Here is a 22,477-nt window from a genome sequence, read left to right as displayed (position 1 = left end):
CACGAGCCCTGGAGATCCATGAGCGCCACCGCCGACCGTCCCCTCCTCGTCGGCATCGAGACCGGGGGCACGAAGGTCGTCGCGGCGGTCGCCGACGCCGCTGATCCCGAGCGGATCCTCGCGACGACGACCCTGCCGACCCGCGGGCCCGCCGAGACTCTCGCCGATCTGGCCGGCTTCGTCAGCGGCCACGGAGTCGACGGCACCGTCGCCGCGGTCGGCGTCGCCTCCTTCGGCCCGCTCGACATCGACCCCGGCTCGCCGACCTACGGACACCTCACCTCCACGCCGAAGCTCGGCTGGGAGGGCACCGACGTCCTCGGCCCGATCGGCGCGGCCGCACCGGGCGCGCGGCTCGCGCTGGTCACCGACGTCAACGGAGCCGCCCTGGGCGAGGCCCGCTGGGGCGCCGGGGCCGGAGTCGACGACTTCGTCTACCTGACCGTCGGCACCGGAGTCGGCGGCGGCGTGATCGCGGGCGGACGGCTCCTCGCCGGCAGCGGCTGGCCCGAGGTCGCGCACCTGCTGCCCCGCCGCCACCCCGAGGACGGCTTCGCCGGCACCTGCCCGTTCCACGGCGACTGCCTCGAGGGCCTGGTCGCCGGTCCCGCGATCTCGGCGCGCTGGGGCGTCGACGGCTCCCTCCTCGGCCCCGAGGAGGCGGCCGCGAACCTCCGCTTCAGCTCCTACTACCTCGCGCAGCTCGTCACGACGCTCGCCTACGTCGCGGGCGTGCGGCTCGCGGTCGTCGGCGGAGGCGTGTCGAAGACGCCGGGGCTCGTCCCCGCGGTCGAGGCCGAGGTCGAGCGGCTGATGGGCGCGCCCGGAGCGACGGGGACGGGCGGCGGGCGGATCCGCATCGTGCGCCCGGCCCTCGGCGACGAGTCCGGGGTGCGCGGGGCGATCTCGCTGGCGGAGTCCCTGCTCGGCTGAGCCCTACCCTCGTCCCATGAGCGAGCGACCCGTCGACCCCTCCGCCCCCGACTCCGGTCGCGACGAGACGGTGGAGGAGCGATCCGACCGCAACTGGAACGAGATCCTGCAGGAGCTGCGGGTCGTGCAGACCGGCACGCAGATCCTGGGCGGCTTCCTGCTGACGCTGTGCTTCCAGCAGCGCTTCGCCGACCTCGCGCCGCCCGACGTGGCGCTCTACCTCGTGCTCGTCCTGCTCGCCGCGTGCGTCACGATCCTGGCGCTGGCGCCCGTCATCGCCCACCGGCTGCTGTTCCAGCGGCGGAGGAAGGCCGAGCTGGTGCGGTTCGGCAACCGGGTGGTCACGGTGTGCCTCGCGGCGGGATCGCTGCTGTTCGTCGGAGTCGTGGGCTTCGTGTTCGACGTCGTGCTGGGCGGGCCGGCAGGCCTCTGGGCGGGCGGAGGCGTGCTGCTGCTGCTCGCCGTGGTCTGGGCGACCGCGCCGGTCCTCCTGCGGAGGCGCTGAGGGCGGCGGAGTCTGCCCGCCCCTCCCCCGCGAGTCAACGGGGTACCCGGGTCCGCCGCGCTCTTCCTACCGTGGCCGCGAGGCGCGCACCGCGCCGACGCGAGAGGAGCACCATGACCGACCGGACCGAGCAGCCGCAGGAGAACCCGCAGAACCACGACCACGTGGACGACGCGGGCGTCGACAAGCCCTCGCAGGCCGAGGGCGACGACACCGAGGGATCGGCCGGCTGATCGCCGCCTCGATCCCCGTCCTCCCCGCGATCGACAGCAGCGCGGCCGTCCTCGCCGACGGCTACCTCTTCGGGACGCGGCGCTTCGACGACGTGGGCGCGGACGCGTTCCGCACCCGGATCCTCGGACGGCCCGTGATCATGGTGCGCGGCATCGAGGCGGCGCGCTTCTTCTACGAGGGCGGGCGCTTCGACCGCGAGGGCGCGCTGCCCGGCTCGGTGCTGCACCTCCTGCAGGACGAGGGCAGCGTGCAGACCCTCGAGGACGAGCCGCACCGGCGGCGGAAGCGCATGTTCCTGGATCTGGTGGAGACGCCCGAGCAGCGGTCGAGGCTGGTCTCGGCCTTCGCGCGGGAGTGGCAGGCGTCCGCCGCCCGGCTGACGGGCGAGCGGGTCCGCCTCCAGGACGTCGCCGCGGAGGTCCTGGGCCGCGCGGTCCTGTCGTGGGCCTGCATCGAGGCCGACGAGGAGGAGGTGCTGCGGCGTACGGACGAGCTCCGGGCGATGATCGACAACGCTGGGCGCTTCGGCCCGCCCAACTGGGCCGCGCGACTCCGCCGCCGCTCGACCGAGCGGTGGGCGCGCGGCCTGATCGAGGCGAGCCGGACGGCCGGACCCTCCCCGACTCCCCTGCACCGGATCGCGCACGAGAAGGAGGACGGCGGCCTCCTGCCCGTCGAGGTCGCCGCGGTGGAGCTGATCAACGTGCTGCGGCCCACGGTCGCGGTGGGGCGCTTCGTGGTGCTGGCGGCGCTCGCGCTGCACCGGCATCCGGAGTGGCGGGAGCGGCTCGCCGACCAGGAGGAGCGCGTCGCGTTCGCGAACGAGGTGCGGCGCTTCTACCCGTTCTTCCCGATGGTCGGAGGAAGGGCCCGCCGGGAGCTGGACTTCCGCGGCGAGACGCTTCCCGCGGGGCAGTGGATGCTGCTCGACCTCTACGCGACGGACCACGGCTCGCACTGGGAGGCGCCGGGCCGCTTCGATCCGGAGCGGTTCCGGTCGCCGGTCGACCGCAACGGCTTCATCGCCCAGGGCGGCGGGCACTACGGAGGCGACCACCGGTGCCCGGGCGAGCCGGCGACCGTCGACCTGCTGTCCGCGGCGCTGGAGCTCCTGGCCGCGGGGCACCCGTACGACGTCGAGGACGGGCAGGATCTGCGCGTGAGCCTGCAGAGCTTCCCGACCGGGCCGGAGGACGGCTTCGTGGTGAGGTTCCGCTAGGGGCGGGCGGGCTCGGCTCGCGGCCTCGGCGGGCGGCCTCGGCGGGCGGCCTCGGTCGGCGGCCTCCGCGGGGGCGGTCGTCCTCCACAGGCCGCGGTTCCGCGCGCTCTCCCCGGATCCGCTCGGGCATTCCCCGCCCGCCTCGCCCGACGAGCACGCTCGGGGGATGCAGAACCCGAGTCAGTCCTCCGGAGCGTCGAACTCCTCGAGCGCCCGCAGCGCCTCGCGGGCGCGCTCGAGCCGATCGGCCTCGGGCTCGTCCCACCATGCCGGTCCGCGCTCGCCCAGCCCGTGCTTGGCGAGCCCGACCCTCCTGCGCGCCAGCGCCTCCGCCTCCGCGTCCTCGTGCATCCTGGCGGACCGCACTCCCGAGCGCCCGCGCCCGAGGTGCGAGGTGAGGCCGGCGACCACGTCCTCCGGCAGCGAGGGGTCGGTGCGCCGCCATCGGCGGCCCTTCACCACGAGCCAGCGCTCGTCGTCCTCGTCGCTCACTCCGTCACCGCCGCCTCGGGTTGAGCCGGTCACCGGTGCTCGTGAGGTCCACCTGCTCCGGCAGCAGGAGCGCCTCGATCCGCCCCGCGGCGGAGACCCGCAGCAGGTCGTCGACGAGGGCGCGCGAGCCGCCGATCAGCGTCGAGTCGAAGTCGACCTCGCTCGCGAGGTACCAGGCCCGGTCCTCCGGCCAGAGCGCGAGCGGAGTCTGCACGACGAGCCCGGAGGCGTCGGCGAAGCCCGCCGCGCGCGCCCACGCGGTGTCCTCGAGCACCCTGACGTCGAGCGAGAGCAGAGGCCCCTCCCGCCCCGGCAGCTCGACCGTCGCCGCGGCGGCGGTCTCGGGGTGCTCCCAGCCGGTCGGCCGGGTGTCGCTCATCCACTCGGGCAGCTCCTCCGAGGCGTCCGAGCGGGAGATCAGGATCCGCGACCCGCCGCTCAGCACGCCGAACCCCTCCCAGAACACGGCGAGGCAGTCGTCGGGGGTGCTCGTGTGCTCCGCGAGCACGGCGGCGACGGCCGCGAGCTCGTCGAGCGGGAGCACTCCGAGGCGGGGCTCCGCGTACTCGTCGGGATGCTCGCCGGTGAGCGAGTACCACTGCGCGAGCGGATGCAGGAGCGTCCCCTCCCGCTCGGCGACCTCGCGCCAGCGCCGGGGCGGGTCGTCGGAGGGGTGCAGGATCCGCACGGCCGCCTCGAACAGCGGAGGGACGATCCCCTCGAAGCGCCCGAACGCGCCGAGAGCAGCCAGCATCGGCTCCGCCCGCGCGGCGTCCCGCTCGGCGCGCAGGGGCGCGTCCCGGGGTGTCGGCTCGACCATCGGCCCAGGCTAGCGCTGGACGGTCGCTCCGCTCAGGGCGGAGAGGGCCCGCTGCGGTCCCGTCTCGCGGGCGAGGCCCTCGGCGAGCGCCGTCAGCCGTTCCCGGGCGGGAGCGTCGAGTGCGAGCATCCGCCGCGCAGCCTCCGCGAGCTCTCCCCCGGAGGCCGCATTGGGGTCGAGCACGGCGGCGAACCCGGCGTCCTCGAGTGCGGCCGCCCCCGCGAACTGGTCCGTCGAGAACGGCAGGACGACGAGCGGCACGCCCGCGGTCATCGCCTCCGTGACGCTGTTGTTGCCGCCGTGGCTGACCGCGAGCGCGGCCCGGCGCAGGAGCGCGACCTGCGGCAGGAAGCCGCGGACCAGCCAGCCCTCGGGGACATCGCCCAGGGCCGAGCGCTCGGTCGCGCCGGAGGCCAGAGCCACCCGGACGGGCCTGCCTCCGACCTCGACGCCGACCAGGGCCTCGACGACCCGGGCGAGCACGTCGCCGCGCACCGAGAGGAAGCTGCCGAAGCTCACGTAGACGACCGGATCCTCGGACGCGGCGAGCCACTCCTCGACCTCCGCGTCATCGGGCTCCTCGCGGACGGCGGAGCCGAGGAACGCGTGCGGCGGCAGCTGAGCGGTGCGGGCCGAGTCGTGGAGCTCGCCCGGGTAGTTGAGCAGCAGGACGTCGCCGCTCTCGGCGAAGGCGTCGGCGCTGGGCGCCGCCCCGGGGTCGAGGGTGGTGAGGGCGGCGTTCCACTCCGCGGTGAAGGAGTCGCGCACCTGCTCGCAGAGGGCGCGGAGCGCATCGAGGTCGTCGGGCTCCGGAGTGAAGGCGTCCGGCCAGACCGGGGGGAAGCCGTAGACCTCGCCGGGCACCGTGAGCGCGCTGGGGTGGCCGAGCACGACGTCGCCGTAGGGCACGCGGAGTGCCTTCAGCGCCACGCGCGCGGTGAAGGCGAGGTGGTCGACCACGATCGCGTCGGGCTGCACCTCGTCGAGGATCACGCGCAGGCGCGCGGCGACGCCGGACGGATCCCAGAGCAGGTCGGTGAGCCGTTCCCGCGCCTGGTAGGCGAGGGTCGGGACCATCCCGCGCCGGGTGGCGTCGAAGAAGCCGCGGAGGGACGCGCCCTCGTCGGGCGCCTGCTCCTCCGCGCGGATCGTGCCCGGGTTGGAGCCGCGCCCCAGCCGGAGCGCGATGTGCTCGAATCCGAAGCCGTCCACGATGGAGCGCGTCGCGTCGCCGGTGGCAACGACGACGCGCTCGCCCGCCTCCTGCCACGCCGTGCCGAGGGTCGCCAGCGGCAGCAGGTGCGACGCGTAGTCGGGGCTGATGATCAGCAGGGTCACGAGGCCCCCAGCACGAGCGGCGAGCGGAGGGGACGCTCCTGGTCCGCGGTCGCGTGCGCGTAGACGCCCGAGAGGGCATGAGCCATGGCCTGCACCGTGTAGCGCTCGGCGACCATCGCGTGCCCGCGGGCCGCGTGGTGCTCGCCGAGAGGCCCGCCTGCGAGATCCAGTGCGGCGGCGGCGCCGGCGGCGAGTGCCGCGGGGTCGGCGGTGTCGACCAGGAAGCCGGTCTCCCCCTCCTCGACGTAGGTAGCGGGCCCGCCTGTCGCCGGAGCGACGACGACCAGTCCTGCGGAGAGCGCCTCGAGGAGGGCGATGCCGAACTCCTCCTTGACGCTCGCGCAGACGTAGGCGCCTCCCGGAGCCGAGAGCCCCGGTCGGCCGTGCCGGATCGCGCCGAGCCAGCGGGCCACGGTGCCGTTCGGGCGGTGTCCGGCCAGGAGCAGCCCGTCGGACGCGACGGCGCGGATGCGGTCGAGCTGCTCGCGCTCGTCGGGGCTCGGGTCGGCGAGGTCGCCGCCGACCAGGAGCAGGTTGGCGCGCTCCCGGAGCGAGGGGTCGGACGCCCAGGCCTCGGCGAGCGCCGCCATCCCCTTCACTCGGTGCAGGCGGCCCACGCTGAGCAGCAGCGGGAGGCCGCGGCGGTGCTCGGGCAGCTCCTCCAGCAGGAGGTCGAGCGAGGCCAGGTCCCCGCCCTCGTCCAGCGCGACCGGCTCACCGGCGGCGGAGGCCCGTGCGGCCGCCTCGCCGCGCTCGACCAGGCCGACGTCGATCCCCTCCGGGACGATCGTGTGCCGCTCCGGGTGCGCGGTGATGTCGACGCCGATCAGCTCGCGGATGGTCGCGGCCAGCTCCTCCCGCGGGAACAGGACGGTGTGCGCGGCGTCGGCGGCCAGGCGCTGCACCAGGCGCACGCGGAACCAGAAGTGCTCGGCGGCGTCGCGCTCGCCGAAGTCCGCGCGGGTGAGGGCGCCGGAGGCGTCCAGGCCCGCGATCAGGGCGTGCGGGTCCGGAGCGAGGGTGAACACGACGGGGATCTCGAGATCCCGGGCGACCGCGGCCGCCGCGAGGGATCCGACGTCCGCCATGCGCAGGTGCAGCACGTCGACCCGGCCGGCCGCGCGCAGGATCCGGCGGATGCCGCGCTCGGCGGCGATGCGACGGCTCCACGCCTGGGGCATGGCCACGGGCGGCCCCACGAACGGGACCGGAGCGAAGCCGTGGCCGGAGTCGGGCAGCTCGCCGAGCGCGCGCTCGGCCTCGGCCGGAGTCCCGCGCGAGAGCGTGAGCACCCGGTCGATGCCCTCCTGCTCGACGAGCGAGTCGCCCAGGCGCACCAGCAGGGTCGCGATGCCGCCGTTGTCGCCCGCGCCCACCCGCGTCAGGGTGCCGTCGATGTCGGCGTGGACGAAGAGCTGCGCGACCGTCGGCCCGGCCTCCACGGCCGGTGCGGGGGCGAGGTCGCCGAGGGCGAGCCGGGCGAGGGGCCCGATGGGCGCCGCCTCCTCGGCCAGGCCGGTGAGCAGGAGCTCGGCGTCGTCGGAGCCGCGCTCGCCGAGCGCGTCCGTCGCGGCGGCCCGCGCCTCCAGCCCCTCCGCGCGATCGGCGGCCACGTGCAGGAGGGTGCGCTCGGCGATCGCACCGGGCACGAGGCCCAGGGTCTCGACGAGCCGTGCCCGGGCCGCCGCTTCGCGCTCGCCGAGCAGCGCGCCCTCGAGCGCGACGGCGACGAGGTCGGGGGTCGAGGAGGCCCAGAGCAGGACGGTGCGCTGCGCGAGCATGCCGGAGAAGCCGCCGTCGCGGACCAGGCGCAGCAGCGGTCCGAGCGCAGCGGGGCGGGGCAGGCGCCCGCCGAAGGCCCAGGCGGCGTGCTCGCGGAGGTACGGGCGCTCGTCCTCGAGCAGCATCAGCAGCGCGAGGTCGGCCTCCTCGTCGAAGACCTGCGCGAGCGAGTGCACGGCCGCGATCGCGGTGAGCTGGTCCGAGGGGTCCAGAGCGGCGCGGGTGAGCAGGCGCACCGCGCGGCCGCCGCCGTCGCTCACCGCGGCGACCGTCAGCTCATCCGCCATCCGGACGGCCTCGAGCAGAGTGGGAGCGGCGCGCACGGCGTCGAGAGCGGTCTGCGTGGCCATGGTTCACCTGGTCTGTCGGAGCGGAGAGTGCGACGGAGCGCGACTCCCGACCGCTGGAGCGGCCCAGGAGGAGCGGACCGGTACCGAGCATGCCGCGTGGGCGGCTGGGATTTCGCCACTTGCGTCGGATCTCCTCCCGCGGTACGGCCTCCTGTCAAGGGGGTGATGGCCGCAGTTCGTTTGCGCAACGCGCGAGGATCCTCAGCCGCGGGTCCACTCCAGGAGCCGCTCGACCGGCCAGGTGGTCACGATCCGCTCCTCCGGGACGCCGAGCCGCTCCGCCCGCTCCGCCCCGTAGTCGAGCAGGCCCAGCTGACCCGGAGCATGCGCGTCGCTGTCGATCGAGAACAGGCAGCCCTCCTCGAGCGCGAGCGCGATCAGCTCGTCCGGCGGGTCCTCGCGCTCGGGGCGGGCGTTGATCTCGACCGCGGTGGAGTGGTTGGCGCACGCGCGGAACACGGCCCGGGCGTCGAAGGTCGACGGCGGGCGGGTGCCGCGCTCGCCCGACACCAGCCGCCCCGTGACGTGGCCGAGGACGTCGGTCCGCGGATCCGAGGCCGCCGCGACCAGCCGGGCCGTCATCTCACGGGAGGGCAGCCGCAGCTTCGAGTGGGCGCTCGCGACGACCACGTCGAGGCGGTCCAGCAGCTCGTTCGTCTGGTCGAGCGCGCCGTCCTCGAGGACGTCCACCTCGATCCCGCTGAGCAGCCGCAGGGGCCCGGTGTCGAGGCCCGCGAGATGGGCCAGCTGCTCCTCCAGCCGCTCCGCGCTGAGACCGTGGGCGACCCGGAGCCGCGGCGAGTGATCGGTGAGCGCCAGGTACTCGTGGCCGAGCGCGCGGGCCGCGTCCACCATCGCGAGGACGGGCGTCGCCCCGTCGGACCACTCGCTGTGGCTGTGGAGGTCGCCGCGCAGCCGTCCCCGCAGCGCGCTCGCGGGCGGAGGAGCCGAGCCGCGCAGCTCCGCGAGGTAGTCGGGCACCCGGCCCGACCGCGCCTGCTCGATCACCGTGAAGGTCGTGTCGCCGATCCCGGAGGCCCGCCGCACGAGGGCGAGGTCGTCCCGCTCGGCGGACGCCATCCCCTCCAGCACCGCGGCCGCGCGGCGGAACGCCTTCGCCCGGTAGCGGGAGGCCCGCTCCCGCTCGAGCAGTGCTGCGATCTCCTCGAGTGCCGCTATCGGGTCCATGCGCCCGGTCTACCACGGCGCCCGCCGCGCCCTCACCCCCTCGACGGCGGCGCCGGCTCCGGCCCCCGGCCTCGCCGCGCCGCGGCCCCACCCCGGTCCCGACCGCTCGACGCTGGGAACCGGCCGAGCCCCGTTGCCGACCGCAACGATCGAGATATATCGTGACTCTCGTTCACTCGCGATGTATCGCGTTTCCGAAAGGCACCCCGGTGCAGGAGGAGGAGCTCATGTCCCTCGAGAAATGGCTCGTACAGGCGGGCGAGACGAAGGTCATCGACCTCGACGTCGTCCGCTCGGTCAAGGTCGCCCTCGTCGGCGGCCAGATCGACGTCATCGCCCACGACGAGCCGACCGCTCGCGTGGAGGTCCACAGCGTCGACGGCCGCCCGCTCAAGGTCTCGATGGACGGCGACCGCCTCGAGATCGACCACGTCCAGCTCCGCTGGGACACCATCGTCGACGTCGTGAAGGGCCTCGGCCGCCGCGGCGACCGCGCCGACATCAGCCTCCTCGTCCCCCGCGGCGTCGACCTCAAGTTCGACACCGTCTCGGCCGACGGCCTGGTCTCGGGCCTCCACAGCGACGCCCGCGTCTCGACGGTCGGCGGCGACATCGTCGTCGACGGCCTGCACGGCGACATCGAGGTGAACACCGTCCACGGCGAGCTCTCGGTCCGCAGCCACACCGGCCGCGTCACCGCGCGCACCGTCTCCGGCGACGTCACCGCGACCGGCGAGCTCACCCGCTTCACCGTCGACGGCGTCTCGGGCAGCGTGTTCGTCGACGCCGAGGGCACCCCCGACCGGATCCAGGCCAACACCGTCAGCGGCGACCTCACGATCCGCGTCGACGAGGGCCTCGGCGCCCGCTACCGCATCAACACCGTCTCGGGCACGCTCCAGCTCGACGGCTCCGTCGTCAAGGGCACCTTCGGCCGGGGCTTCACCTCGACCACGGGCTCGCTCGACTCGAAGTGGGTCGACGTCGCCGCCAACTCCGTCTCGGGAGACGTGGTCGTCGTCCGCCGGTCCGTCGCCGCGTCCTCCGCCTCGGTGGGCGAGGGCTGGGGCTCTCCCGGCACCGGCCCCGCCGACGACCGCCGCCCGATGGACGGGAGCTCGCTGTGAGCCCCGTCTTCGCGCACGGCCGCCTGCGCCTCTACCTGCTCAACCTCCTCGCCGAGTCGCCGCGCCACGGCTACGAGCTGATCCAGGCGCTCAGCGAGCGCTTCGGCGGCACCTACGCGCCCAGCGCCGGCACGGTCTACCCGCGCCTCGCGAAGCTCGAGGAGGAGGGACTCGTCACGAAGGAGGCCGACGGCCGCAAGACCGTCTACTCCATCACCGACGCCGGCCGCGCCGAGCTCGCGAACCGCGCGACCGACCTGGGCGACATCGAGGAGGAGCTCACCGATTCCGTCCGCCGGCTCGCCGACGAGGTCCGCCTCGGCGTCGCGGAGGCGATGAAGAGCCTCCGCGCCGACCTGGCCAGCGCCGCGCGCGACTCGCGGGAGCCCGGACGCCGACCGGAGCACTCCGCCGAGGAGCCGCGCCCGCAGGACACGTCCGGCACCCCCTCCGAGCAGCCCGCGCCGGAGCAGGCCGCACCGGCCTCGCCCGACGCGCGCACCGCCTCGCGGATCGCCCTGCGCGACGCCGAGGTGCTGCTCACCGAGTTCCGCGACGAGCTGCGCGCGGAGCTGCGCACCGCCGCCTCCTCGGGATCGGTGACGACCGCGAGCGTCGACGCCCTGCGCGCCGCGCTCGACGAGGCCCGCGCCTCGGTCCGCTCCACCCTGGGCTGAGCCCGGACACCGCACCGCCGGGAGGGCGGGGATCCCGCCCGGGATCCCCGCCCTCCCGGCGCTACTGCCGCCCGACCGCCAGCGCCTCCTCCTCCACGTCGAGGAACGCCAGAGCGCTCACCACCGCCGGCTCCTGGTACCGCCCCTCGGAGCGCGCGCGGAGCACCGCCTCCCGCTCGGCCGCGATCATCACGCGCCGGAGCCGGTTGTAGGCCTGCGGGAGCGGCTCCACGCCCTCGCCCTCCGGAGGGTTCTCCAGGGCGTCGGCGAGGAACGTCGCGTTCCGCCGCAGCCGGTCGAGCACGCGGTCCTCCACTCCGTCCTGCGGCTCCGCGTCGAGCCGGGCGAGGCCGGCGGCCTGCGCCTCGGCGAGCAGCATCTGCTTCTCGACGTGCTCCTGCATCTCGTTCGGGGCCGGGAGCTTCAGGGCGCGGACGAGCCGCGGGAGCGCGAGCCCCTCGACGAGCGTCCCCGCCACCACGATGAAGGCGAGGAACTGCAGGAACGCGCGCTGCGGCGTCTCCGCGGGCAGGAGGAACGCGGCGGCGAGGGTGACCACGCCGCGGATGCCCGCGAACGACACCCCGATCGCGGTCGGCCAGGTCCACCCGCGCTGCTGCAGCCGGCGCGGACCGTGCCGGAACAGCAGCGTCGTCATGCACATCCAGGCCACGCGGCTCCCGACCAGCGCCGCGAGCACAGCCGCGCCGATGCCGACCGTCTGCCAGACCCCGATGCCCGAGTCGGCCGTCGCCCCCACCACCGACGACAGGCTGAGCCCGATGAAGAGGAACACGGCGTTCTCGAGCAGGAACTGGATCGTCCGCCAGTTGAGCGACTCCGCGATCCGCGCCTGCGCGGACTGGATGACCGGCGCCCGGTAGCCCAGGTAGAGCCCCGCGACCACGACCGCCAGCACCCCGGAGCCGTGCAGCAGCTGCGCCGGGATGAACGCGACGTAGGGCGTCACCAGCGAGAGGCTCGTGTCCAGGACGGACGACTGCACCTGCTTGCGCACGAACCCGAGCAGCACGGCGATGCCGATCCCGACCCCGCCCCCCACCGCCACGGCCAGCACGAAGTCGAGCGCGATGCGCCCGGGAGTGACCGTGCTGACGATCGCCAGGAGGGAGGCGTTCAGCGCCACCAGCGCGGTCGCGTCGTTGAGGAGGCTCTCGCCCTCGAGCACCGTGAGCATGCGCCGCGGCAGGCGGAGCCGCCCCGCGATCGCCGTGACCGCCACCGCGTCCGTGGGCGCCACGATCGCGCCGAACGCGAGGGCTGCGGCGACCGTGATCGCCGGGACGACCATCCAGGCCACCGCGCCGACCACCGCGACCGTGAAGACGACGAGCCCGACCGACAGCAGGAGGATGCTGTCGCCGCGAGCGCGGACGTCGAGGACGGAGGTGCGGATCGCCGCCGCGTAGAGCAGCGGCGGCAGGATCCCGAACAGCACCACGTCCGGCTCGACCACCACCTCCGGGATCCCGGGCACGAAGGAGGCGAGAGCCCCGACGGCGACGAGCGCCACGGGAGCGGACCAGTTCACCCGCCCCGACAGCCCGGTGACCAGGACGGTCACCACCACGAACGAGACGATCCAGACGATCGCGACGACGGGCTCCTCCATCGCGTCACTCCTCCCGGGCGTCCGCGCGCCACGGCCCCATTGTGGCCGCCCGGAGAGCAGCCCGGACAGCCGCCGGGAGGGTGCGGCTAGCGGCCGGCCTCGTGGATGTCGCGCGCCTTGGTGACCTTCGCCGGGTCCACCGGGTTCATGCCGAGCACGATCTTGCCGCGCGAGTGCCGCTTCTCGAGGTCGTCGAAGGCGTCCTGCACCTGGTCGAAGGGGTAGAAGCCCGAGACGAGCACCCGCAGCTTCTGCTCGCCGACGAGGCCGACCAGCTCGCCGAGGATCTCGGTGTCGCGCTGGACGGTCTCGGCGTCGGGCCAGACGGCGCGCAGCTCGATCTCCTTGCGGTCGTCGCTGGAGTGGAAGCGGCCCGCCGCGATGCCGAGCTCGTCGGCGAGGGCGTCGTTCTCCCCGCCGAAGTTGTCGAGGAACACCGTGACCCCGCCGGGCGCCGCGGCCCGGATGCGGTCGGCGATCCCGTCGCCGTAGACCACCGGCTTCACGCCGATCTGGCGGAGGTAGTCGAAGTTGCGCTCGCCGCAGGTGCCGATCACCGTCGCGCCGCGGAGCTTCGCCAGCTGGATCTCGAGACTGCCGACTCCTCCGGCCGCCGCGGAGACGAGGACGGTGTCGTCGGGTCCCACATGCGTGGCCTCCAGCGCGCGCCACGCGGTCACTCCGGCGAGGAACAGCGCGCCGCCGACCTCCCAGCTCACGGAGGCGGGCTTGGCGACGAGGTTGCGGCGCGGCACCACGACGTGGGTCGCGTGGGAGCCGACGAGCGCGTGGCCGACCACGTCGCTGCGGAGCTTGATGTCGGTGACGCCCTCGCCGAGGGCGACGACGACGCCCGAGAAGTCGGTGCCCTGGCGCATCGGGAAGGCCGCGGAGTGGTCGGAGTCGAACTGGCCCTGCCGGATGAACGCCTCCATGTGGTTCACCCCGGCGGAGAGCACCTCGACCAGCACCTCGCCCGCCCCGGGCTTCGGCCGCTCGACCTCGACGATCTCGAGGACGTCCGCGTCGCCGAAACGGCTGTACTGGACGACGCGGGCGGCGGTGGGGCTCAGACGGGACATGCGCTCATCATCCGCCCCCGCCGCCCGAAGCCCCCGACCCCCGAACGGGGGCGTGCGACTCAGGAGGGGTCGCTCGGGCAGTACAGCTGTGTGCGCGGACCGGAGCGGTCGATGACGTGCTCGGACATCGGCCGACCGCAGAGCGGGCACGCCTGCCCCGCGGGCGCCTCCTGCTCGGGCTGGTCGTACGGGCCGAGCGGCGGCGGGCCGATCCAGGGGAACAGCCGCGCGTTGAAGCGCTGGTAGAGGGAGCCGGTCTTCTTCCGCGTCATATCCTTAGTGTACTAACCATCAGGGCACGATGAGAGGATGACGCCGTGGAAACCGACCCGCTCGCCCTCCAGAACCAGGTCTGCTTCTCCCTCGCCGTCGCGGCGCGCACCGTCATCGGGCTGTACCGCCCCGTGCTCGAACCGCTCGGACTCACGCACCCGCAGTACCTCGTGATGCTCGCGCTCTGGGAGCGCAGCCCCCGCTCGCTCGCCGACCTCGGCTCCGCCCTCCGCCTCGAGCCGGCCACGCTCAGCCCGCTCGTGAAGCGCCTGGAGGCGAGCGGCCACGTCACGCGGGCCCGGAGCAGCGACGACGAGCGCCGCCTCGACGTCGCGCTGACCCCCTCCGGAGCGGCCCTCCGCGAGCAGGCCCTGCAGGTTCCTCCGCAGATCGTGGAGCGGCTCGACGTCCCCCTCGAGGAGCTCATCGCGCTCCGCGACAGCCTCACCGGCCTGATCGGAGCCGCGACCCGCGACGGCCGCTGACCCCCCGCTCGGGGCGCCGGCCGCGAGCACGCCGGCCGCCGCTCCCCGCCGCACCGGGAAACTCCCGGTCACAGCGCGGGATCAGCCTCCGCTCGGCCCGCTCCCGGCCGTCTTGACTGCCCCCTCGTACGGAGTAGTGTCATCGCTCGTGACACACGAGGGCCCCCCGTCCGCCGCGGACGGATCGTCGGCCGACGCGACCGAGCTGCGCACCGCCAAGCACTTCTTCATCGGCGAGCCGCTCCCCAGCGACAAGCTCGAGGGACAGCTGCTGCAGAAGCGGCTCGCGCTCCCCATCTTCGCCAGCGACCCGCTCTCCTCCGTGGCCTACGCGCCGCAGGAGCTGCTGATGATCCTGCTGCTCGGCGGGCTCTCCTTCCTCACCTTCGCCCCCTGGGTGGCCGCATGCGTGGTCGTCCTCCTCGTCGTGGTGGTGCTGAGCTACCGCCAGCTGATCCGGGCCTACCCGTCCGGCGGCGGCGACTACGAGGTCGCCCGCACCAACCTGGGCGAGACGGCGGGCCTCACGGTCGCCGCCGCCCTCCTCGTGGACTACGTGCTCACCGTGGCCGTGTCGGTCGCCTCCGGAGTCGACAACATCATCTCCGCGGTGCCCGAGCTGGCGCCGCTGCGGGTCGAGCTGGCCATCCTCTTCGTCGTGCTGCTGGCGGCCGTGAACCTCCGCGGCGTCTCGGAGTCGAGCCGCGCCTTCGCCGTCCCGACGTACCTCTTCGTCGCGAGCGTCTTCGTCATGGTCGTCGTCGGCCTGGTCCGCACCGCCTTCGGCGACACCCCGGTCGCGGAGTCGGCGGGCTTCACCGTGCAGGGCGAGCAGCTCACGCAGGCGGCCGTCGTCCTCCTGCTGCTGCGCTCCTTCGCCAGCGGCTGCGCGGCGCTCACGGGCGTCGAGGCCATCTCGAACGGTGTGCCCGCGTTCCGCGCCCCGAAGGTCAAGAACGCCCAGCGCACCCTCGTCGCGATGGGAACGATCGCGATCGTGCTCTTCGTCGGCCTGACCGCCCTCGCCCTGCTCTCGAACGTGCACTACGCCGAGAACGCCTGCCACCTGGTGGGCTTCGCCGACTGCGCCACGACCCCGCAGCGCTCCGTGATCGCGCAGGTCGCCGCCGCCACGTTCGGCAACAACACGATCCTGTTCTTCATCATCCAGGCCGCGACGGCCGCCGTCCTGCTCCTCGCGGCGAACACCGCGTTCAACGGCTTCCCGCTGCTGGGCTCCGTGCTGGCCCGCGACGGCTACGCGCCCAAGTCGCTGAACACCCGCGGCGACCGCCTCATCTACTCCAACGGAGTGATCATCCTGGCGCTCGTCGCCGCGATCATCCTGCTCGTCTACCAGGCCTCGCTCACGAGCCTCGTGCAGCTGTACATCATCGGCGTCTTCGTCTCGTTCACGCTCGGGCAGTCGGGCATGGTCAAGCACTGGGTCCGGATGATCCGCAACGGCGAGGGCTCGCGCACCGTCTACACGAGCCTGGCCATCAACCTGTTCGGCGCGACGCTGACGTTCGCGGTGCTCGTCGTCGTCACGATCACGAAGTTCACCCACGGCGCCTGGCTCGTCTACCTGGTGATGCCGATCCTCGGCGTCCTGATGGCCGGCGTCTACCGCTACTACCGCGACGTCGAGAAGGAGATCGAGGTCGACCCGACCACGACCTTCGGCGCCAACGGCGACCACGCGATCGTGCTGGTGGGCCGGATGAACAAGCCCACGCTGAAGGCTCTCGACTACGCCATCGCGGCGCGGCACGAGACGCTGGAGGCGGTGCACTCCTCCATCGACGACGCGCAGACCGCGCAGCTGAAGGCCGACTGGGCGCAGATGGACATCGAGGTGCCGCTGCGCTGCGTGGCCTCTCCCTATCGCGACATCTCGTACCCGCTGATCAAGTACATCAAGGCCCACCGCCTCGAGCACGGCTCCGAGATCACCACCGTCTACATGCCGCAGTACATCGTCGGGCACTGGTGGGAGGCATTCCTCCACAACCACAAGTCGCGGCGGATCCGCCAGAAGCTCCTGCTGGTGCACGGAGTGACGGTGGCGCTGGTCCCGTGGCTGCTCGACTCGTCCGAGCTCATCTACGGGCGCCGCTCCCGGCCGATCCCCGGCCAGACGCGCCGCGGCGAGCCGGTGCGCCCGGTGACCCGCCGCCCGATCCCGCCCGCGTCCTCGCTCCCCCAGGGTGCCGCCGGCGAGGGCGCTCCGCGCATCCCGCAGCGCCCGGCCGCGCAGAACCGGCCGCGCTCGAAGCGGCGCTGAGGCGGCGGGAGCTCCGAGCCGGCGGGGGCCCGGAAACGGGTAGAGGGCCCGCGGCGTGTGCCGCGAGCCCCCGATTTCCCCTTAGTGCCTTCCCCCGAAGGCGGCCCGCCCCAACGGGCCGTGTCCGACGCTATCGGTGGGCTATGCACCGGCGCATCCTCCTCGCGACGGATGCCCGTGCTCCCTTGAGACGACAGGCTCGTCCTCCGTCGTCTCAGACGACGGCCCCGCGCACCCCTCGGCCGGTCAGCCACCAGACCGCCGCGACGGCGACCGCGGCCGCCGCGCCGCCTCCCACGAGCAGGATCGCCGCCCGCACCACGTGCGCCCGGTAGGCGGCGTCGAGCGGATCGATGCCCGCCCCCGCCAGCACGATCCCGGCGGGCACCACCGCGGCCGCGAGCACCACGGCCGCGGCCGCGATGCGCACCGGCTGCCGGCCGTCGGAGCGGAGCTTCCGGGGACGGCGACCGACGTACCAGACCACCGCGCCGATCCCGAGCCCGAGCAGCCCGAGCACGCCGCTCGCGTACTGCGCCCATCGGAAGCCGGGGAAGGGCCCGAGCTCCTTCTGCAGCAGCGGGATCGCCGAGACGAAGAGGCCGCCCCGGTGGGTGAAGCCGTCCCACATCACGTGGCTGGCGGCTCCGATCGCGATGCCGGCGGCCGCGAAGACGAGCACGCGGATCCGTGCGGCGGCCCCGCGGGGCGGCGAGCGCCGGGGACGCAGGCGCGAGCGGACCAGCGCGGGCGCGAGGTCGCGCCAGGCCGGAGCGACGACCGCGCTCCACAGCGCGAGGCCGAGCATTCCGAGCAGCAGGTCGACGGTGACGACGCCGAGGAGGGAGTGGGTGGACTCGCGGGCGACGGCGATCGGGAGGTACATGCCGATGTCCGGGACCATCGCGCCGATGGCCACGGCCGCGGCGGGGATCCGGCCGTTCGAGAACGCGAGCGCGACGACGGCGTGGCTCGGCGTGAAGGGCATGACACGCACGCTATCCCGGCAACGCGACCGGCGAGTGTCCGCGTCGCGAAGCGCGCGTCACCGATCGCGGTCCGGCTCCTGCGCTCCGCTCCGGCTCGTCGGCCTCCCGGGGCCGGCGGTCAGCCCGAGGAACGTGATCCCCAGGACGAGGAACACCGGCCAGACCGGATTCCCGAGGACCGCGAAGACCGCTCCCGCCGCGAGGAACAGCGGACCCGTGACCGCGTTCCAGCGCCGGGACGCCTCCTCCGACGACATCCGACCCGAACCCTTCCCGTCTTGTGCGCGCGCCATCCCTCCACGCTAGATCGCCTCCGCGGGGCCCGCCTCCCCCGTCCGGCGGAGCCGCGCGCTCGGGGAGCTCCGAGCGCGGCGACCGTAGAATCGTCCGGAAGTCCGGCCCTCCGGGCCCAGCGGCGACGGATCGGAGCGGGTGTGCGGAAGGCGTTCGCGATCCTCCGCCTGGCCCTCGCCGGGCTGGGCGCGGTCGGACTCGTCGGCGACTTCTTCTACACCCTGGGCTTCCGCGCGTTCCAGATCGACAACTTCTTCGCCTACTTCACGACGCAGTCGAACATGGCCGGGGTCGTGGTGCTGGGCCTGTCCGGCCTGGTCGCCCTCGCGCGCGAGCGGGAGCCGCGCTGGCTCAGCACGGTGCGGGCGCTCGTGCTCACCTACATGGTCGTGTCGGGGATCGTCTTCGGGCTGATCGCGGTCGAGGCCAACAACCGCGGCGTGCGGGTCGACGTGCCCTGGTCGAGCGCGCTCCTGCACTTCGTGATCCCGACGCTCGCGATCCTCGACTGGATCCTCGGACCCGGCCGCCGCCCGGTCGCCTGGCGCGGGGCGCTGACCGTGCTCGGCTTCCCGATCGTCTGGGGCGTCATCACCCTGGTCCGCGGGGCCCTCATCGGCTGGTACCCGTACTTCTTCCTCGACCCCGGCCAGGTCGACGGACCCGTGATGTTCGTGCTCTACGACGTGATCGTGCTGAGCCTGATCTCCGGCATCGCCGCGTTCGTCCTCGCGCTCAGCCGGGTGCGGCCGCTCGGGGCGGCGCATGCGTCGGAGTGGCGGGGGCCGCTGGCGCGGCTCCGCGAGCTCGTCAGCCGGGGACGACGGCGAACGGCTCGAGCGCCGTCTGCGCGAGGGTGACCAGCTCGTCGTCGCTGAGATCCTGCAGCGAGAGGGCCTGATCCGCTCCGACCAGCCCGACGAGCACCGCCTCGCCGGTCGACGGCTGGAGGTTGAGCCACTCGGTGATGCCCGCCTCGGAGCCGACGAGCGACCAGCGCGCGGGGGCGTCGGCCTCCCAGAACGCCTCGTCGAAGCGCAGCCACAGCGTCTCGACGACACCGGAGCCGAGGGCCGCGACGGCCGCGCGCTGCGCGAACGGGAGCGGCGGGTCGAAGGCGATCGCGTCCGTCTGGAGCACCCCGATCGGCACGGTGACCAGCACCCGGTCGGCTGTGAACGACTCGCCGGTGCCCAGGCGGATGCTGACCCCGGTGTCCGTGTAGCCGATCCCGCTCACCACGGCGCGAAGCGAGACCTCGACGTCGGCGAGCAAGGTGTCGACCAGGGGCGCGAGCCCGTCGGTCAGCAGCGCGTCGCCGGAGTCGTCGCTCAGCTCCTCCGCGGTCGTGGCGGCGGAGGCGTCGCCCAGTCCATACCAGGAGGAGAGCTCCTCGGGAGCGGCGCCGGTGCGCAGCGCGGTCGTCCCGGCGAGGTGCGCCGCCACGCGGGCGGCGTCGCCGTCGCCGGAGCCCGGCTCGGCCTCGGCGGGATCGGGCGCTCCGGAGCCGGCGAACGACTCGGCGAGCGCCAGATCCTCCGGCTGCTCCGCTCCCCACTCGAGAGCACGGGTCAGGGCGTCGGCACCCGTGGTGCCGGTGTCGAGAGCCGCGCCGTCGGCGTCGCTCGAGCGGACGTCGGCGAGGTCGACCGCGGTCGTGACCACGCCCGCGTCCGCGATGCTCTCGCGCAGGGCGGCTCCCGCGCCGGTGAGGGCCCAGGCTCCGGTCTCGACGGCGATCGGCCAGCCGTCCGGAGTCGCGGTGGCGATGCGGCCGCCGGTGCGCTCGCGCGCCTCGACCACGGTGACGTCGAAGCCCGCGTCGGACAGGCGCCGCGCGGCGACCGCTCCGGCGAGACCGGCCCCGATGATCGCGATCCGCTCGCCCTCGTCGGCGACGGCGCTGATCTCGGCGGCCGCGCGGACCCCGGAGCTCCAAGCGCCCTGGAGCGTGCCGGGCGCCTCCGTGTCGGTGGCCTCGCCCGCGAGGAAGACGCGGTCGAGGACCGCGGTGCCCAGGTCGGTGCGGTGCTGCGGCGTCGCGCCGACGGGCAGGTAGGAGACGGAGCCGAGCGCGTACGGATCCTCGGCCCAGGCGGAGCGCACGAAGGCGGCCGGCGCGGGGACGGCGGTGGTGCTCGGCGTGGGCACGGGGGCCTTCGTGACCGAGCGGGTCGGCGTCGGACGCGACGGCGTGCAGCCCGCGAGGGCCAGGAGCCCGACTCCCGTGGCGGCTCCCGAGAGGAAGAGGCGGCGTCCGATCGTCATCCCGGACATCCTACGTTCTCGGCGTTCGGCCGGGCGGCGCGGTGCTGACCCCACCCGGGCACGCGGCCCACTTCGAGGTGCTGGGTGACGGCGGGACGGCGAGCGGATAGCGTCGGGGCAGCGCGGTCCGGACCGCGGCGACGGGGGACGCGGCATGGACACGACTCGGACGCGGACCGCGACGACGACGGCCGGTGCCCCTCCCCGCAGTCACCTCCACGCGGTGCTGCTCGGCGCACTGGGGATGATCGTGGCCCCGCTGCTCATCGTCCTCGCGACCACAGCCCGGTCCTCCCCCGGACCGGAGGAGTACGTCCGCATGGCGCTCGGCTCGGTGGTCGCGGCGTGCGTCTCGGTGGTCGGCGCCTGGTGGCTCGCCTTCGAGCGGCGCAGCGCCGGGGCACCCGGTCGCACCTGGTTCTGGGGCGTCGCCTGCCTCGTCACGGTCAGCGCGGTCTCGACCGTCGGAGCCGCCGCCGACCGCCTCACCGGCCTGATCGCGGGCTGAGCGGGTGGACGTCCTGGCGCGGTCACCGCGCTCGCCTCACTCCTCGGCGACCGCCCCGATGGTCCCGAATCCCTCCTCGAGCGAGCGGCAGCAGCATCGGCGCCGGTGATCGCCCCGACGAGACGACCGAGCGGCTCCGGCTGTTCCGTCCCGCCGACAGCGATCTGGACGAGCTGTGGCGGCTGTACTCCGACGAGCGGATCGCGGCGGGCGACCCCCTCCTCCGGCACGACTCCGTCGAGCAGACCCGGGCGGTGCTCGCCCGCCGGACGGCGCAGTGGGCACGGGACGACCTCAGCAGCTGGGTCGTCCGGCTGCGGAGTCCCGAGGGCGGCGCGATCGGGATCGGCGGATGCACCCTCCTCGCCGAAACGGCCTGGAACGTCGCGTTCACCGTCCATCCGGACCACTGGGGCAGGGGGTACGCCCAGGAGGTCGCCTCCGCTGGCATCGCGCGGGCGCGGCGGCTCCGACCCGAGCTCCCCGTGACCGCGGTCGTCGCGGAACGGAACGAGCGATCGCACCGCACGGTCGCTCGACTCGGTCTCGACCGGAGGTGGGCGGGCCCCGACGCGCACAGCCCCGACCCCGCGGCTCGCATCGTGCTCTACTCCGACCGCCTCCTCTCCGAGGACGAGATCGGCCGCCTCACGAGCTGAGGGGCGCCGCGTGGCGCGGATTTCCGCCGGCAGCAGCGGAGCCGAGACGCCTGCGCGAGACCGGGACGTCACGTTCCGGTGCGCCTCCTGGCCATCCTTCTTCCCGGCGGCGGCCGGCGCTGCGCGCGAGTGGGTGGCGGCGCAGAACTCGCGCCGACCCCTCTGGCGATCGCGCTCAGCGGCCGGCCGCGAGTCGAGGCAGGAAGGGCGCGGAGGTACTCGCCGGACGGAGCATTCGAAGCCCGTCACCGAGAGGGGCGTTAGCGTCGTCGGATGGCGAGCATCACGTACCCCGCACCCCTCCGCGCCGGAGGCCGGGTGGAGGTGCCCGCGCCCTCGATGGGAGTCCCCGAGCACCTGCACGACCGGCTGCAGGACGCCGCGCGCCGACTCGGCTCGGCGGGCTACGACGTCCGGATCCGGCCGCACGCCCTCCTCGGCGGACTCGCTCCGGCGTCCGCCGCGGATCGGGCGGCCGACATGCACGACGCCTTCCGGAGCGGGGACGCGGTCCTTCCTCCGTGGGGCGGCGAGCTCGCCGTCGAGCTGCTGGAGAGGCTCGACTGGCACGCCCTCGCGGAGGCCCGGCCCTGGTTCGTCGGCTGGTCGGACGTCTCGACGCTGCTCCTGCCCCTGACGACGACGACCGGGCTCGCGACGATCCACGGCGCCAACCTGATGGACGAGCCGTGGGAGCTGCCGGTCGGGATCCACCGCTGGACGGAGGTCGCCGGCCTCGAGCCCGGAGCCGCGTTCACGCAGCACGCCGCGCCGCGACGCCGGAGCCGTCCGTGGGGTGCGTGGGCGGACGAGCCGCTCGACCGCGATCGGGCCTACGAGGAGCCGACCCGCTGGCGCTCGCTCGACGGGTCAGCGGACGCGGCGATGTCCGGCCGCTTGATCGGCGGATGCCTCGAGACGGTGTCCCTGCTCGCGGGCACGCCCTACGGCGACGTGCCGGGCTTCGCTCGCCGCTACGCGCCGGAGGGCACCGTCGTCTACCTGGAGGCGGCCGGGTCCGACTCCGTCTCGGTGCTCCGGATGCTCACCTCCCTCCGGCTCGCGGGGTGGTTCGAGCAGGCGACCGGCGTCCTGATCGGCCGGACCGAGGGCGCGTCCCTGCCCGAGCTGAGCCAGGAGGACGCGGTGCAGCGCGCTCTCGGCGATCTCGGCGTGCCGGTGATCCTCGACGTCGACACCGGGCACCAGCCGCCGCAGATGCCCCTGGTCAACGGCGCGCTCGCCGAGATCGCGCTGAGCGGGCCGACGGCCTCGATCACGCAGCGGCTCGTGCCCTGACGGCGCGTGCGGAGAGATCCCGTCGAGCAGTGCCA

Annotated in this window: 22 protein-coding genes; 11 read left to right on the top strand and 11 right to left on the bottom strand. The window is 74.3% G+C overall.

Going from position 1 to position 22,477, the window contains the following annotated elements; genetic code table 11:
* Positions 1-18: 18 nt before the first annotated feature.
* The 3 genes from C5C74_RS08830 to C5C74_RS17980 all read left to right on the top strand — a co-directional run bounded on the left by C5C74_RS08830 (position 19) and on the right by C5C74_RS17980 (position 2,891).
* Positions 19-933: an ROK family protein gene (locus tag C5C74_RS08830; RefSeq protein ID WP_104338937.1), complete on the top strand. Its 915-nt coding sequence runs from the start codon at positions 19-21 to the stop codon at positions 931-933.
* Positions 934-949: 16 nt separating this feature from the next.
* Positions 950-1,438, top strand: coding sequence for a DUF6328 family protein (locus C5C74_RS08825; protein WP_104256068.1), 489 nt, complete (start codon positions 950-952; stop codon positions 1,436-1,438).
* 325 nt (positions 1,439-1,763) lie between these two features.
* Entirely contained in the window at positions 1,764-2,891 is a 1,128-nt protein-coding gene (locus C5C74_RS17980) for a cytochrome P450 (RefSeq protein WP_104351361.1), read from the top strand.
* Positions 2,892-3,071: 180 nt separating this feature from the next.
* On the opposite strand, the gene C5C74_RS08815 is transcribed toward C5C74_RS17980, so the two are convergent.
* The 5 genes from C5C74_RS08815 to C5C74_RS08795 all read right to left on the bottom strand — a co-directional run bounded on the left by C5C74_RS08815 (position 3,072) and on the right by C5C74_RS08795 (position 8,861).
* Positions 3,072-3,383, bottom strand: coding sequence for a biopolymer transporter Tol (locus tag C5C74_RS08815; RefSeq protein WP_104351364.1), 312 nt, complete (start codon positions 3,381-3,383; stop codon positions 3,072-3,074).
* 4 nt (positions 3,384-3,387) lie between these two features.
* Positions 3,388-4,203, bottom strand: coding sequence for a hypothetical protein (locus C5C74_RS08810; RefSeq protein ID WP_104351360.1), 816 nt, complete (start codon positions 4,201-4,203; stop codon positions 3,388-3,390).
* Between the two features lie 9 nt (positions 4,204-4,212).
* Positions 4,213-5,541, bottom strand: a complete 1,329-nt coding sequence (locus C5C74_RS08805; RefSeq protein ID WP_104351359.1) for a glycosyltransferase — start codon at positions 5,539-5,541, stop codon at positions 4,213-4,215.
* Complete coding sequence (locus tag C5C74_RS08800; RefSeq protein ID WP_104351358.1) at positions 5,538-7,673, bottom strand: glycosyltransferase; 2,136 nt, start codon at positions 7,671-7,673, stop codon at positions 5,538-5,540. Before C5C74_RS08800 ends, C5C74_RS08805 begins: the two co-directional genes overlap by 4 nt.
* Before the next feature lie 201 nt (positions 7,674-7,874).
* Positions 7,875-8,861 carry a PHP domain-containing protein gene (locus C5C74_RS08795; RefSeq protein ID WP_104351357.1) on the bottom strand — a complete coding sequence of 329 codons (987 nt, stop codon included), beginning with the start codon at positions 8,859-8,861 and terminating at the stop codon, positions 7,875-7,877.
* A gap of 227 nt (positions 8,862-9,088) precedes the next feature.
* On the opposite strand from C5C74_RS08795, the gene C5C74_RS08790 reads away from it, so the two are divergent.
* Both C5C74_RS08790 and C5C74_RS08785 read left to right on the top strand, forming a co-directional pair.
* Positions 9,089-9,988, top strand: a complete 900-nt coding sequence (locus C5C74_RS08790) for a hypothetical protein (RefSeq protein WP_244230533.1) — start codon at positions 9,089-9,091, stop codon at positions 9,986-9,988.
* Positions 9,985-10,665, top strand: a complete 681-nt coding sequence (locus C5C74_RS08785) for a PadR family transcriptional regulator (protein WP_104267862.1) — start codon at positions 9,985-9,987, stop codon at positions 10,663-10,665. The genes C5C74_RS08790 and C5C74_RS08785 overlap by 4 nt, the downstream gene beginning before the upstream one ends.
* Positions 10,666-10,726: 61 nt before the next feature.
* Here C5C74_RS08785 and C5C74_RS08780 read toward each other — a convergent pair whose 3' ends face one another.
* From C5C74_RS08780 to C5C74_RS08770, 3 genes are all read right to left on the bottom strand, one after another.
* On the bottom strand, positions 10,727-12,298 hold the full coding sequence (locus tag C5C74_RS08780) for a sodium:proton antiporter (protein WP_104292535.1): 1,572 nt from the start codon (positions 12,296-12,298) through the stop codon (positions 10,727-10,729).
* A gap of 86 nt (positions 12,299-12,384) precedes the next feature.
* Positions 12,385-13,380: an NADP-dependent oxidoreductase gene (locus C5C74_RS08775; protein ID WP_104351356.1), complete on the bottom strand. Its 996-nt coding sequence runs from the start codon at positions 13,378-13,380 to the stop codon at positions 12,385-12,387.
* A gap of 59 nt (positions 13,381-13,439) precedes the next feature.
* On the bottom strand, positions 13,440-13,652 hold the full coding sequence (locus C5C74_RS08770) for a hypothetical protein (RefSeq protein WP_104223750.1): 213 nt from the start codon (positions 13,650-13,652) through the stop codon (positions 13,440-13,442).
* Between the two features lie 45 nt (positions 13,653-13,697).
* Here C5C74_RS08770 and C5C74_RS08765 point away from each other — a divergent pair, with 45 nt between their 5' ends.
* Together C5C74_RS08765 and C5C74_RS08760 are read left to right on the top strand one after the other, a co-directional pair.
* Positions 13,698-14,138 (top strand): MarR family winged helix-turn-helix transcriptional regulator, encoded by a 441-nt coding sequence (locus C5C74_RS08765; protein WP_104263100.1) that lies wholly within the window; start codon positions 13,698-13,700, stop codon positions 14,136-14,138.
* Between the two features lie 148 nt (positions 14,139-14,286).
* On the top strand, positions 14,287-16,425 hold the full coding sequence (locus C5C74_RS08760) for an APC family permease (protein ID WP_374952928.1): 2,139 nt from the start codon (positions 14,287-14,289) through the stop codon (positions 16,423-16,425).
* A gap of 214 nt (positions 16,426-16,639) precedes the next feature.
* Here the strand turns inward: C5C74_RS08760 and C5C74_RS08755 are convergent, their stop codons facing one another.
* Both C5C74_RS08755 and C5C74_RS08750 read right to left on the bottom strand, forming a co-directional pair.
* On the bottom strand, positions 16,640-17,413 hold the full coding sequence (locus tag C5C74_RS08755; protein ID WP_104351355.1) for a DUF4184 family protein: 774 nt from the start codon (positions 17,411-17,413) through the stop codon (positions 16,640-16,642).
* 57 nt (positions 17,414-17,470) lie between these two features.
* Entirely contained in the window at positions 17,471-17,707 is a 237-nt protein-coding gene (locus C5C74_RS08750; protein ID WP_146076574.1) for a hypothetical protein, read from the bottom strand.
* Between the two features lie 141 nt (positions 17,708-17,848).
* On the opposite strand from C5C74_RS08750, the gene C5C74_RS08745 reads away from it, so the two are divergent.
* Positions 17,849-18,568 carry a Pr6Pr family membrane protein gene (locus C5C74_RS08745; RefSeq protein WP_104233845.1) on the top strand — a complete coding sequence of 240 codons (720 nt, stop codon included), beginning with the start codon at positions 17,849-17,851 and terminating at the stop codon, positions 18,566-18,568.
* Here the strand turns inward: C5C74_RS08745 and C5C74_RS08740 are convergent.
* The gene (locus tag C5C74_RS08740; RefSeq protein ID WP_181134675.1) at positions 18,519-19,976 is read right to left on the bottom strand and encodes an NAD(P)/FAD-dependent oxidoreductase; all 1,458 of its coding nucleotides are present in this window, start codon (positions 19,974-19,976) and stop codon (positions 18,519-18,521) included. The two genes, C5C74_RS08745 and C5C74_RS08740, sit on opposite strands and share 50 nt — an antisense overlap.
* Before the next feature lie 154 nt (positions 19,977-20,130).
* Between C5C74_RS08740 and C5C74_RS17825 the strand changes: the two genes are divergently transcribed.
* The 3 genes from C5C74_RS17825 to C5C74_RS08730 all read left to right on the top strand — a co-directional run bounded on the left by C5C74_RS17825 (position 20,131) and on the right by C5C74_RS08730 (position 22,442).
* A complete protein-coding gene (locus C5C74_RS17825; protein ID WP_258064131.1) occupies positions 20,131-20,484 on the top strand; it encodes a hypothetical protein in 354 nt (117 codons plus the stop codon).
* Positions 20,391-21,143 (top strand): GNAT family N-acetyltransferase, encoded by a 753-nt coding sequence (locus C5C74_RS08735; RefSeq protein WP_258064132.1) that lies wholly within the window; start codon positions 20,391-20,393, stop codon positions 21,141-21,143. Before C5C74_RS17825 ends, C5C74_RS08735 begins: the two co-directional genes overlap by 94 nt.
* A 273-nt stretch (positions 21,144-21,416) precedes the next feature.
* The gene (locus tag C5C74_RS08730) at positions 21,417-22,442 is read left to right on the top strand and encodes an LD-carboxypeptidase (RefSeq protein WP_104351352.1); all 1,026 of its coding nucleotides are present in this window, start codon (positions 21,417-21,419) and stop codon (positions 22,440-22,442) included.
* The last annotated feature ends 35 nt before the right edge of the window (positions 22,443-22,477 follow it).

Source organism: Rathayibacter sp. AY1E8 (assembly GCF_002931415.1).
Taxonomy (GTDB): Bacteria; Actinomycetota; Actinomycetes; order Actinomycetales; family Microbacteriaceae; genus Rathayibacter.
The sequence above is the reverse complement of the archived record's forward strand: the minus strand, read 5'-3'. Positions and strand labels throughout refer to the sequence as shown.

What these genes read in the sequence shown, in the direction of transcription:
- C5C74_RS08830 (WP_104338937.1), top strand. Translation starts at nt 19, where the DNA reads ATGAGCGCCACCGCCGACCGTCCCCTCCTCGTCGGCATCGAGACCGGG.
- C5C74_RS08825 (WP_104256068.1), top strand. Translation starts at nt 950, where the DNA reads ATGAGCGAGCGACCCGTCGACCCCTCCGCCCCCGACTCCGGTCGCGAC.
- C5C74_RS08810 (WP_104351360.1), bottom strand. Translation starts at nt 4,203, where the DNA reads ATGGTCGAGCCGACACCCCGGGACGCGCCCCTGCGCGCCGAGCGGGAC.
- C5C74_RS08800 (WP_104351358.1), bottom strand. Translation starts at nt 7,673, where the DNA reads ATGGCCACGCAGACCGCTCTCGACGCCGTGCGCGCCGCTCCCACTCTG.
- C5C74_RS08795 (WP_104351357.1), bottom strand. Translation starts at nt 8,861, where the DNA reads ATGGACCCGATAGCGGCACTCGAGGAGATCGCAGCACTGCTCGAGCGG.
- C5C74_RS08790 (WP_244230533.1), top strand. Translation starts at nt 9,089, where the DNA reads ATGTCCCTCGAGAAATGGCTCGTACAGGCGGGCGAGACGAAGGTCATC.
- C5C74_RS08780 (WP_104292535.1), bottom strand. Translation starts at nt 12,298, where the DNA reads ATGGAGGAGCCCGTCGTCGCGATCGTCTGGATCGTCTCGTTCGTGGTG.
- C5C74_RS08775 (WP_104351356.1), bottom strand. Translation starts at nt 13,380, where the DNA reads ATGTCCCGTCTGAGCCCCACCGCCGCCCGCGTCGTCCAGTACAGCCGT.
- C5C74_RS08770 (WP_104223750.1), bottom strand. Translation starts at nt 13,652, where the DNA reads ATGACGCGGAAGAAGACCGGCTCCCTCTACCAGCGCTTCAACGCGCGG.
- C5C74_RS08755 (WP_104351355.1), bottom strand. Translation starts at nt 17,413, where the DNA reads ATGCCCTTCACGCCGAGCCACGCCGTCGTCGCGCTCGCGTTCTCGAAC.
- C5C74_RS08750 (WP_146076574.1), bottom strand. Translation starts at nt 17,707, where the DNA reads ATGGCGCGCGCACAAGACGGGAAGGGTTCGGGTCGGATGTCGTCGGAG.
- C5C74_RS08740 (WP_181134675.1), bottom strand. Translation starts at nt 19,976, where the DNA reads ATGACGATCGGACGCCGCCTCTTCCTCTCGGGAGCCGCCACGGGAGTC.
- C5C74_RS17825 (WP_258064131.1), top strand. Translation starts at nt 20,131, where the DNA reads ATGGACACGACTCGGACGCGGACCGCGACGACGACGGCCGGTGCCCCT.
- C5C74_RS08730 (WP_104351352.1), top strand. Translation starts at nt 21,417, where the DNA reads ATGGCGAGCATCACGTACCCCGCACCCCTCCGCGCCGGAGGCCGGGTG.